The sequence below is a fragment of the Draconibacterium sediminis genome (genome assembly GCF_000949475.1).
GTDB lineage: Bacteria > Bacteroidota > Bacteroidia > Bacteroidales > Prolixibacteraceae > Draconibacterium > Draconibacterium sediminis.
In genome coordinates this window covers 2,487,925-2,502,376 of the sequence record NZ_JRHC01000001.1, presented here as the reverse complement: position 1 = coordinate 2,502,376, position 14,452 = coordinate 2,487,925, and the positions used below count along the sequence as shown (strand labels likewise).

At 40.0% G+C, this 14,452-nt stretch carries 9 protein-coding genes; 3 read left to right on the top strand and 6 right to left on the bottom strand.

Annotation, left to right across the window (positions count from 1 at the left end; translation table 11 throughout):
• Positions 1 to 15 precede the first annotated feature (15 nt).
• The 3 genes from LH29_RS09700 to LH29_RS09690 all read left to right on the top strand — a co-directional run bounded on the left by LH29_RS09700 (position 16) and on the right by LH29_RS09690 (position 4,874).
• The gene (locus LH29_RS09700) at positions 16 to 1,062 is read left to right on the top strand and encodes a 6-bladed beta-propeller (RefSeq protein WP_045028204.1); all 1,047 of its coding nucleotides are present in this window, start codon (positions 16 to 18) and stop codon (positions 1,060 to 1,062) included.
• A gap of 2 nt (positions 1,063 to 1,064) precedes the next feature.
• Positions 1,065 to 1,577, top strand: a complete 513-nt coding sequence (locus LH29_RS09695; protein ID WP_045028202.1) for a hypothetical protein — start codon at positions 1,065 to 1,067, stop codon at positions 1,575 to 1,577.
• Positions 1,578 to 1,736: 159 nt separating this feature from the next.
• Positions 1,737 to 4,874 (top strand): efflux RND transporter permease subunit, encoded by a 3,138-nt coding sequence (locus LH29_RS09690; protein WP_045028201.1) that lies wholly within the window; start codon positions 1,737 to 1,739, stop codon positions 4,872 to 4,874.
• A 170-nt stretch (positions 4,875 to 5,044) separates the two neighbouring features.
• Here LH29_RS09690 and LH29_RS09685 read toward each other — a convergent pair whose 3' ends face one another.
• The 6 genes from LH29_RS09685 to LH29_RS09660 form a co-directional block, all read right to left on the bottom strand.
• Entirely contained in the window at positions 5,045 to 6,079 is a 1,035-nt protein-coding gene (locus LH29_RS09685) for an alpha/beta hydrolase (RefSeq protein ID WP_045028200.1), read from the bottom strand.
• Between the two features lie 167 nt (positions 6,080 to 6,246).
• Positions 6,247 to 7,416, bottom strand: a complete 1,170-nt coding sequence (locus LH29_RS09680; protein ID WP_045028199.1) for an esterase — start codon at positions 7,414 to 7,416, stop codon at positions 6,247 to 6,249.
• Between the two features lie 72 nt (positions 7,417 to 7,488).
• A complete protein-coding gene (locus LH29_RS09675) occupies positions 7,489 to 8,685 on the bottom strand; it encodes an esterase (RefSeq protein ID WP_045029115.1) in 1,197 nt (398 codons plus the stop codon).
• 58 nt (positions 8,686 to 8,743) lie between these two features.
• Entirely contained in the window at positions 8,744 to 9,685 is a 942-nt protein-coding gene (locus LH29_RS09670; protein WP_157493627.1) for a hypothetical protein, read from the bottom strand.
• A gap of 41 nt (positions 9,686 to 9,726) precedes the next feature.
• Entirely contained in the window at positions 9,727 to 11,286 is a 1,560-nt protein-coding gene (locus LH29_RS09665) for a RagB/SusD family nutrient uptake outer membrane protein (RefSeq protein ID WP_045028196.1), read from the bottom strand.
• A 24-nt stretch (positions 11,287 to 11,310) separates the two neighbouring features.
• Positions 11,311 to 14,433, bottom strand: coding sequence for a SusC/RagA family TonB-linked outer membrane protein (locus LH29_RS09660; protein ID WP_198152391.1), 3,123 nt, complete (start codon positions 14,431 to 14,433; stop codon positions 11,311 to 11,313).
• Between the last annotated feature and the right edge of the window lie 19 nt (positions 14,434 to 14,452).

The window sequence follows — 14,452 nt, the reverse complement described above, 5'->3', positions numbered from 1 at the left end:
TTAAATGAATAAAAGATGAAACAATTACTCTTTATAATCCTTATCAGCACCACAGTTATAGTTAGCACAACAAAAATTGCAACCGGCCAGAAAACAGTCAATTTCGGTTTTGATGATTTTGAAGAAGTTATTGAACTGAAAGGAGAAAAATTGCATATCGAAGATCCATTAATGAATCCTTTGGAGATAATAATTTCAGATACCTTGATGTTTTTAAAAAATGACAAGGCCAATCCTGCAGTAGATGTAATCAGTCTGAATTCAGGAAAAATAATTTCCCAATTTTGTAAAAGAGGAAGAGGACCAGGGGAGTTAGTTAGTCCATTTTGCATTCAATACATTGAAAATGAAAAGAGAATTTTGGTACAAGATATTATAGGAAGGAAGATTGTATTTTTTGATTTGGATATGATTTTAGCAAATGCCCCTAAAAAATATACCCGTTCAATTACTTTCAAGAATGAAACTTGGGTAAGAAAAGTAATGGAACTTGAAGGAGGTAACTTATTCTGTAACTTGATTGGACATAAAGACGGGTATATGAACTGTTTGCTAACACGTGATGGAGAATTAATTAAATTTCTGGATACGTATCCTGAAATAGATTTTCCTTTTAATCCTGAAGAAGGTTCAAATATCTTTGGTTCTCGTCTTGCGATTTCTTCAGATCGAAACAGGGTTATTATGCCATATTTGCATTCTGACCGAATTAGTATTTATAATGCTGCGGGTGATAAAACTATAGAATTCCAAGGTCCTGACTATAAAAACCTTGATTTAATATTTAAAAACGGCAGGACTGCTATTACAAACAAAAATGCCTGTACTTATAACCTTCCTAGTTCTAATTCGGAAAGTTTTATGATTCCGTATGATGGAACCAGGTATAAATTTGCTCATTCACCAGCATATCACATTTTCCATTTTGGTTTCGATGGAAGTCTATTACAGCATTTTAAACTCGATCACTCTGTTACAAATATCGCTGTGGACTGGGAAAACAATATTATATATGGAATAAATAAAGACCTTGAACCTTGTATCTATAAATTTAATTTTTAAACATGAATACATTTTTTAGGATTTTATTTCTTTTTATAATCCTTGGATTAGCCAATAACGTTAAAGGGCAAGCAAATAAACTTTTTACACAAAATGAGATTGACTCATTAAATTCTTTTTATACACCATTATATCCATCAGATTCTCTAGATATTAGTCGTTTATTGAATTATCAGTACATAAATGTCTTCTATTTCAACGGTGAATGTTCTCTTTGTCTAAACAAAATGCAAGAAGCCGATTTATTCTATCAAGAACACAAAAATGATTATCTAAAAACATTCTTTATCGTTGAAACAAGTGATACAATAACATTTAATTTTTATCGAGATAAATTTAACATAGATACCCAAATTTTGTGGGATCAGAATTATAATCTAATAGATCAAGCCATAAATACTTGCTTTCTAATCGACAAATCTGGGAATATAGTTATTGAAGGTGATTTCATCAATGATGATAAGGAACAAAAAGAATATATTAATATTATCAAGCAGATGATCACACGTAATTAAATCATATAGGTTTATCGCTAGATGAAACGATATTATGTATCAGAGAAATAATATTTATTTTTCAGTACAAAAAATTCCATTTCAAACGTTACTCAAAAAGATGAAATAACAAAATAAGGTCTGATTTTTGTTAAATTTAAAACTTTCAGAAACAAACAAATGCAATCTAAATTTAATAGGAAGTCAGCCTTTTCATCCTTCTCCATAATTGTGGTGTTTCTTGCCTTTATAATAATCGGTATGGCTTTTATACCGCAGCTGGATATCCGGTTTAAGCCCAGCCGTAGTTTACCACAGTTAAACATTAGCTTTTACTGGCCCAATGCATCGCCAAAAGTTATTGAGCAGGAGACATCAAAAATTGAAGGTGTTTTGGGGAAAGTCAGCCGGATAAAATCCATCGAATCCACTTCTTCGGTGGGTTCAGGCAACGTAGTTATTGAGTTTGATAAATCGGTAAATCTGAACCAGAAACGTTACGAGGTATCAACGCTTATCCGGCAACTGCGCAGTAATCTGCCTGCCGAAATGAGCTATCCGGAAATTACCACCAACGCCGCTGATGACGACAACCAGGTTTCGTTTATGGTGCTTACACTTAACGCCAACTCGTCGACTTATTACATAAAAAACAAAGCCGAGCAGCTGGTTATTCCCGAGCTGCTTAAAATTAAAGGTATTGCCGATATTTCGCTTTATGGAGCCTCGCCTAACCAGTGGGAAATTTGTTACAATCCGGAGTTACTAAAACTTTACGGAATTACACCTGCCGAAATCAGCACCGTTATCAACCGTTTGGGCGATCAAAACTTTTTAGGCAACCAAAACGATGGAGCCAATGTTTCGGTCCCGGTTTTGGCTTCCACGCAGTTTATCGAACCTTCGCAATGGATCAGTTTGCCGGTTGCCAATAAAAATGGCCGCATTATCCGCCTCTCCGACATTGCCACAGTTAAATTGCAGGAAAAACCACCTACCTCCTACTACCGCATAAATGGCAAAAACACCATTAACCTGGTGGTTTATGCTGCACAGGGAGAAAACCAGCTAAAACTGGCCGGCGAAATAAAAGACCAGCTTCTGCTAATTCAGGAAAAACTTCCGATGGGTTATTCGGTAATGATCGCTTCCGATTCAACCGAATACATAAAAGAAGAATTGGAAAAAATCGGGTATCGCACCCTTTTTTCGTTGCTCATTCTTTTACTTTTTGTATTAGTTGCCAGCCGGTCGTTTCGCGTTTTGGCGGTGTTATCTATTGCACTGGCCGCCAACCTGCTTATAGCTGCAGTTTTTTATTACCTCTTTAAAGTCGAGATCCATATTTATTCACTCGCAGGAATCACCGTTTCGTTTGGTATCATCATCGATAACAGCATAATAATGGTGAGTCACCTGCAGCGGCAGAAAGGGCTGCGTGTTTTTATTTCTTTACTGGCGGCTACGCTCACAACGCTTGGAGCATTATCAGTGATATTTTTTCTGAAAGAAAACCAGAAGTTGATGCTCATTGATTTTACCTATGTAATGCTTATCAATCTAAGTGTTTCGCTGGTTATAGCTTTGTTTCTGGTTCCGGCATTAATGGAGCAACTTTATCACACCAAACCCAAACCGATACCGGTAAAAACACTAAAAAGAATAAGCCGCTCAAACCACTTCTACCTTCGTTTTATTCGTTTTGAAAAACGTTTCCGCTGGGCCTTTTTTATACTCGCCATACTTGGTTTTGGTATACCAATTGGAAAATTGCCTGATGAAATCGAAAGCACTAAAAAAACAGCTGAACTTTATAATAAAACCTTGGGTGGCGACCTGTTTAAATCGGAAATTAAACCTATTCTCAGCAAGGTAATGGGCGGAAGTTTACGCCTGTTTACCGAGCACGTTTTTGAGGGAAGCTTTTATTCCGATCCGGGAAAAACCACGTTATACGTAAGAGGGCAAATGCCGGAAGGTTGCACCATTCATCAGTTGAATGATGCTGTACGGAAAATGGAACAATACATTAGCCTTTTTGATGAGGTGGCGCAATTTGAAACACGAATAACGGGTTACAAAAACTCGTCGGTTACCATACAATTTACAGATGAAGCCGAAAGATCATCGTTCCCCTATTTGCTTAAAAGTCAGATTGAATCGAAAGCAATTTCCCTGGGCGGAATGGACTGGAGTGTTTACGGTGTGGGAAAAGGTTTTTCCAATTCGCTGAACATGGATTACAAAAACAGTCATATTTTGCTTACCGGATACAATTACGACCAGCTGTATAAATATGCCGAACGACTGGAAGCCAAACTGCTTGAAAATCCGCGTGTGGAGAAAACGGAAATAACCAGTTCCGACAGCTGGGGCTCGAATGCCCGTTACGAATACAAATTGAATGTAGATAAAGAGCTGCTGGCTGCTTATAACCTGCGTTACTCGGATTATACGGGGTCGTTGTTTACCCAGCTTTATTCGCGCAACCTTGATGCTTTTTACAACCAAACCGAGTTACAGCCTGTAGTATTGGTTTCATCGAAAAACAGCGAGTATAATAACTGGGATTTTTACAACATTCCCGTTCAAACCAGCCGCGGACAGAAAAAATTGTCGCAAGCCGGAGACATCGAAAAACGGCTAAGCGGAAAATCAATTTTCAAAAAGAACCAGGTTTACCAGATGTATCTGAACTACAATTTTATTGGTCCCGGGCCGCTGGCCGAAATGGTTCAAGAACGAGAAATTGAAGCCATTAACCAAGTATTACCGCTGGGTTATAAAACCCAAAAACCGGAGCGTAACTGGTGGAGCTGGGACAAAAACGATAAAAAACAATACGGATTGTTATTGCTTATTATCCTGATCATTTATTTTGTTACCGCAATTTTATTCGAATCGCTGTTAAAACCGTTGGCAGTAATCAGCCTGATTCCCATCTCGTTTATCGGCGTTTTCCTTACTTTTGACCTCTTCGATTTTAATTTCGACCAGGGAGGATTTGCTTCGTTTATTCTGTTAAGCGGATTGGTGGTGAATGCCGCCATATACATTATCAACGACTTTAATAACCTGGTAAGAGGGAAAAACAAAACCTACAGCATTGAAAATTACCTGAAAGCTTTTAACAACAAAATTGTCGCCATTGCCTTAACCATACTTTCCACGGTTTTAGGGTTGATTCCATTTATCTGGGGCGGCCAAAAAGAAGTTTTCTGGTTTGCTTTTGCCGTTGGCGCAATGGGCGGACTCTTGTTTTCGATGGTGGCAATATTGATTTATTTGCCGCTGTTCTTAAAATTAAATTCAGATTAAACCAATAACGATCAGAGGTAAATTCCAGGAAGAATTCCAAACCCGTTGATTTTAAAATTTCCAACACTGAACACGGTTTTACTAGATAAAAGGAGAGAGTTCACCCAACCCCGTATAATTAACTCACCCACAGCAAAAAAAATGATTAATCGTATTTTAAATGGGTTATTTTATTCCCCAAACTCCAGATAGAAGTCGAAAAACGGTAAAACCTGCTGCGGAATACGCCCGTCTTTGGTATAAATTCCACTTCCGTGCGTACCAATATATTCTTCGGCAAAATGTGTGATTCCAACGTTTTCCAATCGCTGACTGAACATATCACATTGCAGTGTAAACCGGTCGCCGGCATTTCGGCCCCAGTCGAGTTTTATAGCTTTTAGTTGTTGCAGGTTTTCGAAGTTTTCATCAATCATATGAACCGGCATATTATCATACCATTTCTGCAGTACCTCCTGATTAACAGTAAGTTCATCTCCGTTATAAACAAATGGGAAATCACAATAAAACGGAGGGTTATCAGGATTTGGTGACCACGAGCGACCAAAGGCCATCATCACACTTCCGAAATAGGATTTTTTTAATCCTTCAATTGTTTTGATTGCCGACAATTCTCTGAATGTATTACTGTTTGGCCCATACTCGGCAACAATGGTTAAAGCTCCCGGGCTAATGGCATAAACGGTACTAAATATATCGGGATGGTGCATGGCAATTTTTAAAGCGCCATAACCGCCCATACTGTGGCCGGTAATTCCACGGCTTTCTTTTTTCGGAATAGTACGGTAATTTTCATCCATATACTTTACCAGATCGAAAGCCGTAAAATCTTCCCAATTCCCAAATACACCAGAATTACTGTAGAAACTTCCCTGGTAAGTGGTTTTTTCATCGGGAATAACCATTATAAAAGGTTTGATTTTGTTATCGGCAATTGCATAATCAAGAAGACCTGACATCATCTCCATCATTTTATTATCGCCCATAAAACCATGCAGAAAATAGATAACCGGATAACGTTGATCGCTGTTTTGATAGTTCGGAGGAAGATAAACCGAAACAGCACGGTTTGGATTCTCGCCAAAATCATTTTCCAGATTTTGAGAATAAACCGTATCGGTTACTACAGTTCCTTTATCGCTTTGAGCAATAGACAGTATAGAAACGTTGAGAAATACAATAAGTAATAGAGATTGGATTTTCATAGTCAAAATTTAGGTTCTTCTAAAAAGAATAAAAATAAAAAAGATGAGTGACTTATGACCTTGTTCATTTAGATTCAACAAAAAGGCAACAACAATTTCGTTAAAGTTTTACGTTTAAGGAAATTTGAGCGTTGTTGCCTTCACATTTAACTTATGTATAAATAATACTATTTGAATAAAAGCGGAGCAAAGGTGTTTAAATAAATACGCCAGTTTGCCCAGGTATGCCCTCCTTCAGTAACGTAGAAAGTGTGTTCCAAACCATTCTCAGTCAATTTGGCATCCAGCTTTTGTGCACTTTCATAAACAAAATCAGTGTTACCACAAGCCAGCCAATACAGTTTGTAACCTGCTTTTTTTAATCCTTGCAGCTTCTCATCAATATCGGGTTGTTCGCCCCAAATCCCCATGCTTAGCGGGCAGATATACTGGAATGTTCCGGGATATTCGTTAGCTGCTGCAATGGTATGACCACCGCCCATTGAAAGACCGGCAATAGCACGATGATCAGGATCGGCAATAACACGATAGTTCTTTTCAATGTAGGGTACAATATCCTTAACAATACTGTGAACATAGTTATTCCTGTTCGATGGATCTCTGTAATCCATATCGCTTACAGGCAACTGTGTAGTTTGCGCTGCCATTTGATTTGGATTTCCGTTTGGCATCACACAAATCATAGGTTCTGCAAGTCCTTTTTCAATCAGGTTGTCCAAAATCTGACGGGTACGTCCCATAGAACTCCAGGCATCTTCGTCGCCACCGGCACCGTGTAGCAGGTATAAAACCGGATAACTTTTATTGCTTGATTCGTAACCATAAGGTGTGTAAACAAACATTCTCCTGTTTATTTTCAATGTTGGAGAATCGTACCACACCTGATGAAGATTTCCGCGTTTTTCGGCTTCAAAGTAGTTTTCCGTTTTTTCTCCCGGCACCAGCAGTACACTTAGGTAACGCGAACCATCGCGCTGCATAAAAGTGTTAGTCGGATCATTTACGGAGATGCCATCTACAATAAAACTGTAGGTATACAATTCAGGCTCTGGCAATGGAAGTGTTATCGACCATAAACCTTTTTCATCTTTCGTAAGATCAAGGCTGCCCGGAACATCCATTTCGCCAAACGAAGTTTTCATTTTAACGGTAGGCGTAAATCCCCCGGTAATTTTTACAGTATCAGCTTTGGGGGCCAGAAACCGAAAGGTCACCTGGCTTTCACCTATCTCGGGTGAAACGATTGGTTCCCTATTCATAAAGTTAGTTAGCTCCTGCGCATTTACATCTACCATAATTGCAAGACAAGCAAGAACTATTAAAAATATCTTCTTCATTTATTTTAGTTTATGATGTTACTATTTGAAAACAGGTAATAAAGATCCGGGCTGAACACCCGGATCTTTATTTTATTTAAAAAGTAATGGAACAAACTCACTTAGGTAAATCCTCCAGTTGGTCCAAACATGACCACCTTCAGTTTCCACATAGGTGTATTTCATTCCCATACCATCAAGTTTTGCACGATAGTCTGTGTTGGTCTGATACAAGAAATCGGTTTTGCCAATTCCAATCCAATACAGCTTGTACCCGTTATCCATTTGTGCTTTTAGTGTTTCATCGAAATTCTCATACACTTTCGACTTCACTCCGTCATTCGGCATAATTGCAGCTGAAAACAAACCAACGTAATCGAAAGTATTTGGATGATAGCGTGAAATGTGCAACGAATGGTAGCCTCCCATAGAAAGTCCGGCAATTGCCCTACCTTCCTTATTGGCTTGTACACGATAACTTTTTTCAACAAATTTTATAACATCAGTGAATGTTTCTTCAAACTTACCATCCATTGTATGGGGCAATTGCATGTTTGGTTTGTACAATCCCTTTGGCGATTCTCCGGGAGCCGCTTTTTGAGCAACATTACCGTTGGTCATCACAACAATCATTGGTTCTGCTTTTCCCTGAGCAATCAGGTTATCCAAAATCTGAGAAGTTCTTCCCAAAGCAATCCAGGCTTCTTCGTCGCCACCCATTCCGTGTAACAAATACAAAACCGGATATTTATCCTTACTTTCTTCGTAACCCGGAGGCGTATAAATGGTAACGCGGCGCTTCATATCATTTCCGGGCGAATCGTACCAACGACGGGTAACCGAACCATGTGGCACATCCTGAACATTGTACAAATCACCTTTCCCACCACCAACAATAAACACATCAGTGATTGATGCCACGTCGCGGATCATATAAACATTATTCGGATCGGTATTGGTTACGCCATCAACGATAAATGAGTAGCTATACAGATCAGATTCCAAAGGCTGTGAAGTAAAACTCCAGATTCCGTTTGCATCCTTTTTCAACAATGCCTTTCCCGGGCCATCAAATATACCCCACTGCGTTTTTATTTTCTCTGGAGGTAAGAAATCACCGGTAATTTTCACTGTATCGGCATTTGGTGCATTAAAGCGAAATGTAACGCTATTATCGCTGTTTATTTCCGGCGAAACAATGTTCTGTCCTCCAAATAAAGCCTGCTGGGCATAAATATTCAGGCCAAGGATTAAGACCAGAATAGTTGTAATTGAGATTTTTAATTTCATTTTTGTATACATATTTATTAGTGAGTTATTTTCCTGTATCACAACCGATTACTGCGCTCTACAATTTCGTAGCATCTGTAACATTCACATCTCCCGGTGTTTCCAATACCGACCATGTTGCACCCCCGGAGCCAATCAATGCCTCAAGATCTAAGATAGCAAGATTATCTCCCGTAATTGTTACTATTCCGGCATTATCTGTAATGGTAATGGCACCATCACCTTCGCGGATAAACATCTTCTCTTCACCTTTCATGTAATACGAGCCGCCTTCCATAACTCCAGCCATACCATACCAAGTAAGATCAACATAATATCCATTTGACAACTGTCCAATTGCATTAACTCCATCTTTCACCGAATAGGTTCCTGAAAGAGATGTTGCATTTTCATCGGCAACAAGTTCCAGGTATGCATAGAAAACATCATCGGCATAAACCGTAATTTTGTGCATAGTGCTTCCATCAATAGGGGTTGCACCTTGCGCGCCGCCCATTGCCGGAGATACTGTTTCATCAGTGTAAGTGTAAGTTGGCGTGTACGGATCGGGCTCATAGGCGTAAGTATATGCTCCGGTAAGTTTAAGCACGGTTTCATTGGCCAGGTAAAGAATTCCGCTAACAGTGTAATTACTGTCCTGAGCTGCAATACTTATTGTGCCGTCAATAATTTGTTGTCCGTTAAAAGTAGTGCCATCAGCTCCAAGCAAATAGGTTTTATTTGCGGCCTGATTACTTGGCGTAAAGTCAGAAGCCGGCAATATATATTCGGTTGAAAAGAGTGTCATACTCAAAGTATTCGATCCATCGTCCGTCAAATTTATAGAAAATGTATAAAGCGGCCCATCTTTTACCCTATCCTGTGTTCCAAGTACAGTAAGATCATACACCTCGGGAGGTGAATATTTCCCGGTGAGTAGATCAAGCGAATCGTCCTCGCACGAAACCAGCGCAAAAGTGGCGGTAAGGAGGAACATAAATAATTTCCATATAGTTTTCATATGTTTTATTTTAAATTTTTTAGTTCTGTAAACCGGTAAAATTACCAACCCGGATTTTGAACAATATTTTTGTTTAACTGAATCTCGGTTGATGGAAACGGGAACAGGGTATTCCGTTCCTGAAATCCGTATTTTCCTTCGCTGTTTCCGGTTGATTTTAAAGTAACGACACCGTTTGAAGACATAACCGGATACTCTTTACCCTGACCTGACAGTGCTGATTCGGCATCGCCCCAGCGAATTAAATCCTGATAGCGAACATCCTCGAAACACAGTTCAAGTCTGCGCTCTGTTTTAATGGCATCCATTGTTGCAGTTTTATTGCCAAGTTTAGCACGCGAACGAACCTTGTTCAGGTATGCATCGGCTTTGTCCTGATTACCTGCCAGCAAGTTGGCTTCTGCAGCCATTAAAAGCACATCGGCATAGCGCATAATACGCACGTTGTGATCCCAGGTGAAGTTAGAACCGGCAGCCGGCACTGCATCCTTGGTTATTCTTGTTTTCCAGAAAAAATAACCTTCAGCGATAATTGTTTTTCCGGCATCCATGCTGGCTCCCATTTCCTGAATTTGCTCATAGGTTTTCAGTGTACGGTTTAAACGATATCCGTCTTCACCTTCTTCGGCAACAAATGCGTCGTACAGATCCTTTTGTGGTAAACAAAAGCCCCAGCCCAGATCGGCCAATCCCAAAGCTGTAACCGGCTTAGCGGTAAAACGGTCGGTACGGAAATGGATCATTAAGTGCCAAAAATCGAAGTTACTCCAAACGTTATTTGCGTCTACAACACGGTTCACCTCAAACATCGATTCGCTATTGTTCTTGTTTGAGAAAGCAAAAACATCATCATATTCACCCTGATATAAAGCGTAAAGATTTGAGCTGATTACCGACTCGAAAGCCGCAGCCGATTCCGAATTTTTTCCCTGGTACAGGTAAGCTTTTCCCAATAAGCTTTGTGCAAATTGTTTGGTAACACGGTAAACTGAATCATCATTTACACCCGATTTTTCCAATAAACTACCCGAGGCAATAGCTTCAGTCAAGTCGGTTTCAACCAGTGCCCACAGTTCTGCCGGATCGCCGTTTGTTTTTTGATATTCCGACGGATCAAGCGGATGATCTACCAAAGGAGGCGTTCCCCACATTGAAATAAGATCGATATAAGCCAAAGCACGAAATACTTTTGCTTCAGCAATCATTTGCTTTTTAACATCAGAATCGGGTTGGATGTATTGCATTACAATATTGGCATTGTAGATGATATTGTAATAACTCTGGAAACATCCTGAAAGAAAACCGTGTTCGGCACTAAAGGTAAATTCGTTCATTTTTTCCAGGTCGTTGTTGTCGCCACGGTCAGCGCCACCAGCCCAAACATCATCTGAACAAATATTTTTCAGGAATTTGTAATTGTACATCATTCCGCGCAATTCGCCGTAAATTGCGGTTACTGCTCCTTCAGCACTTTCGTCGCTGCCATAATATTCTTCCAAACTAATAGCACCTTTTTGTTCTATCTCCAATTCATCTTCGCACGAAAGCATGGTAAAAACCATTGCTATGGCGGCTAAATATATTATTGTTATTCGTTTCATTTTTATTCGATTTTTTGGTTAAGATTAGAATGACACGTTAAAACCAAATATGATTTTCTTTGAGTTAGGATAACTTCCTTTATCAACTCCCAAAGCGTTTCCAACTCCTGTAACTTCCGGGTCGAACCCTTTATATTTTGTAAAGGTGAAGTAATCTTCGAGCGATGCATAAACCCTCAGTCTTTTCATTCCCACTTTATTGAGCACTGAACCAGGCAGAGTGTATCCCAACTGAATTTGTTTGATTTTGAAATACGAACCATCAAAAACGGCGGCCGAAGAGGTATAATATTTATCCATATCATTAGCTCCTGCGCGGGGTCTGATTCCATTCGTGTTATCTGCAGTCCATCTGTTTTCGGTAAAATAGGTTAAACTGTTTACGGCATAATCAGTACGGTTCAAACAAGAGTAAATATCATTTCCATACGATCCCTGACCAAACACAATAGCATCAAATCCTTTATAGGCTGCATTTAAAGTAATACCGTAAGTCAGATCAGGGATACCTTTTCCGAGGTCAACCTTATCATCATCGTTAATGATATCATCTGAATTTTGATCCACAAAAACAGGATCTCCGGTAGCTGCATCGATGCCTTCAAACTCGTAACCATAAAAATACCAGGCTGGTTTACCAACTTCAAAACGGGTAATACCACTGGTGGTATGGAAACTTGCTCCGGGGATATAGTCCAGCGATTCGTGAATATTGGTTACTTTGTTTTTAATTGATGAGATATTTCCTCTCACATCGTAAGAAAAATCACCTTTCATGTCTTTCCATCCAAGTTCCAGCTCAAAACCAGAGTTTTCGATATTACCCGCATTAATAGGCGAAGCTGTGTTACCCACAATGGTAGAAGGAGTAATTCCGGTTACAATCAGGTCTTTGGTTTTTTTAACGAAATAGTCAAAAGTCATAGATAACCGGCTGTCCAGGAATCGGGCATCAATACCTATGTCGGTTTGTTCGTTGGTTTCCCATTTTAGTTCTTCGTTACCGGTTGTTGAAGGTTTGTAACCAATGCTGTATACCGGCGAAGTGCTAAACGGATAACTGCCTGTGCTTGTTACCGATGTACGGTAGGCATAACTGCCCAAGCCGGCCAGTGAACCGTTTTGTCCCCAGCTGGCACGCAACTTTAAAAAGTCGATCCAGGATGACGCATCCTGCATAAATGATTCTTTAGAAACTACCCAGCCAACAGATCCTCCGGGGAAGTAACCCCAACGGTTATCAAACGGCAGGTAAGCCGAGTCGAAAGCATCAGCACGCATTACAATTTCCGCCAGGTACTTTTCGTCGTAGTTATACCCGAAACGGCCAAAAAAAGCGTTTTGAGTACGCAAAGTAGGTTCACCACCCGAAACATCTTTAATGGCTTCTGAAGTGGCATAAGCAAAATAGTAGTAACGCGGATCGTCGCGTTGTACACCAAAATCGTCATCGGTACCGGTTTTACTTCCTGAAACGCCAAATGAACGAACTTTTGTAAACGAAGTACCCACCATCGCCGTCAGGTTGTGTTTGTCGAAGGAACGGTTGTAAGTGGCGAAGTTTTCCCACTGAACCCGAATGTTATTCGAACTGGATGCGTTTAACCCCATGTAATTCTGATACGACATGGAGTTCGCGTAATAATCCTGCGAATAGCCATAACTTTCACCGGCACTAAGCAGGTACGAAAAACGCGTTGTTGCTACAAGCCCTTCAATAGGTTTCAGGTTTAAAAAGGCTGTTCCGTTAATATTAAAACCTGAACTTTTCGAGTATGAATTATCACGCATAATTAGCGGATTGAGGTTTTCGCTGGTAAGAAATGGCGAAACGCTGTAGTAGTTGCCGTTTCCGTCGCTCAACAGTTCGCCAACACCATTAGCCCGGTAATTGGCTAGTGCTGTTGCCATATTATCCGGCATATTTTGTTCGGTGTAGGTTACTGCCGTCATCGGATCGAGCTGTAACGTACTCAGAATTAGCGAACCGTATTCCGATCCTTCCGAAACCGATCTTCTTTCGTAGTATTCCAACTGATTGTTCGTACCAACTTCTAACCAGGGCTTAATGTTGTAATTGGTATTTATCATACCTGTATACCGTTTGTAAAAATCGGCATCGCCAACAACCATACCGTCGTTATCCAATATACTGCCCGACAAATAATAACTTCCTTTTTCGTTTCCTCCCTGGAAACTGATGTTGTGACGCTGCATAATGGACGATTCAAAAATCTCGTTCACCCAATCGGTATTTTGCTCAAAATCCCAATACTGGTAAACACGGTCCATGCTGAATTTGCCGGCTTCGGTCCAATAATCGATAAATTGTTCCGAGTTCATTACCTGAGGGGTTTTGCCTAAACTTTGTATGGTGTATTGAAAATCGTAAGAAAGGGTACCCATTCCCTTTTTACCTTTTTTCGTGGTTATTAAAACTACTCCGTTACCGGCTTGAGCACCATAAATTGCTGCCGATGCAGCATCTTTCAAAATTTCCATGCTCTCGATATCGTTAGGTTCGATACCTGCAATTGACGCGGCAATACGTCCGTCAACCACATACAATGGCGAGATTGAGTTATTGGAGTTAATCCCCCTGATTCGGATTGTTGGTGAACTACCTGGCGCTGCCGAGTTGGAATAAACCTGTGTACCTGCAGTTTTACCGGCTATTGCCTGAAGTGGATTTGTAATGGTACGGTTCTCCATATCTTCCGCCTTTACCTGCGAAATAGCACCGGTAACCGAGCTTTTTTTCTGAACACCATAACCAATAGCAACCACCTCTTCAAGAGCGATGTTTTCACTTTCCAGTGTTACATTAATAATGCTTTGCCCACCAACTGCAACTTCTGTTGATTTCATTCCGATAAATGAAAACTGCAAAGTTGCATCCGAAGGAACATTTTTAAGTGTATAGTTTCCATCAATGTCGGTAATTGTTCCGTTTGTTGTGCCCTTTACAACAACCGTAACTCCGGGTAGCAACTCCCCATCACTGCCAGCGACAGTTCCTGTTACTTCAATATTTGTTTGCGAAAATGCCAACGAGGAGATCATTAAAAACATAACGATCAGCATTTTTGAGAAAAGCCGTTGCGATATAAATCGATACCGCTTTTGGCTTAAATTGTAGTACTTCATAGTTTAAATTTTAGTTACT

Coding starts and splice junctions, on each gene's coding strand:
- LH29_RS09700 (WP_045028204.1), top strand. CDS start 16: ATGAAACAATTACTCTTTATAATCCTTATCAGCACCACAGTTATAGTT.
- LH29_RS09695 (WP_045028202.1), top strand. CDS start 1,065: ATGAATACATTTTTTAGGATTTTATTTCTTTTTATAATCCTTGGATTA.
- LH29_RS09690 (WP_045028201.1), top strand. CDS start 1,737: ATGCAATCTAAATTTAATAGGAAGTCAGCCTTTTCATCCTTCTCCATA.
- LH29_RS09685 (WP_045028200.1), bottom strand. CDS start 6,079: ATGAAAATCCAATCTCTATTACTTATTGTATTTCTCAACGTTTCTATA.
- LH29_RS09680 (WP_045028199.1), bottom strand. CDS start 7,416: ATGAAGAAGATATTTTTAATAGTTCTTGCTTGTCTTGCAATTATGGTA.
- LH29_RS09675 (WP_045029115.1), bottom strand. CDS start 8,685: ATGAAATTAAAAATCTCAATTACAACTATTCTGGTCTTAATCCTTGGC.
- LH29_RS09670 (WP_157493627.1), bottom strand. CDS start 9,685: ATGAAAACTATATGGAAATTATTTATGTTCCTCCTTACCGCCACTTTT.
- LH29_RS09665 (WP_045028196.1), bottom strand. CDS start 11,286: ATGAAACGAATAACAATAATATATTTAGCCGCCATAGCAATGGTTTTT.
- LH29_RS09660 (WP_198152391.1), bottom strand. CDS start 14,433: ATGAAGTACTACAATTTAAGCCAAAAGCGGTATCGATTTATATCGCAA.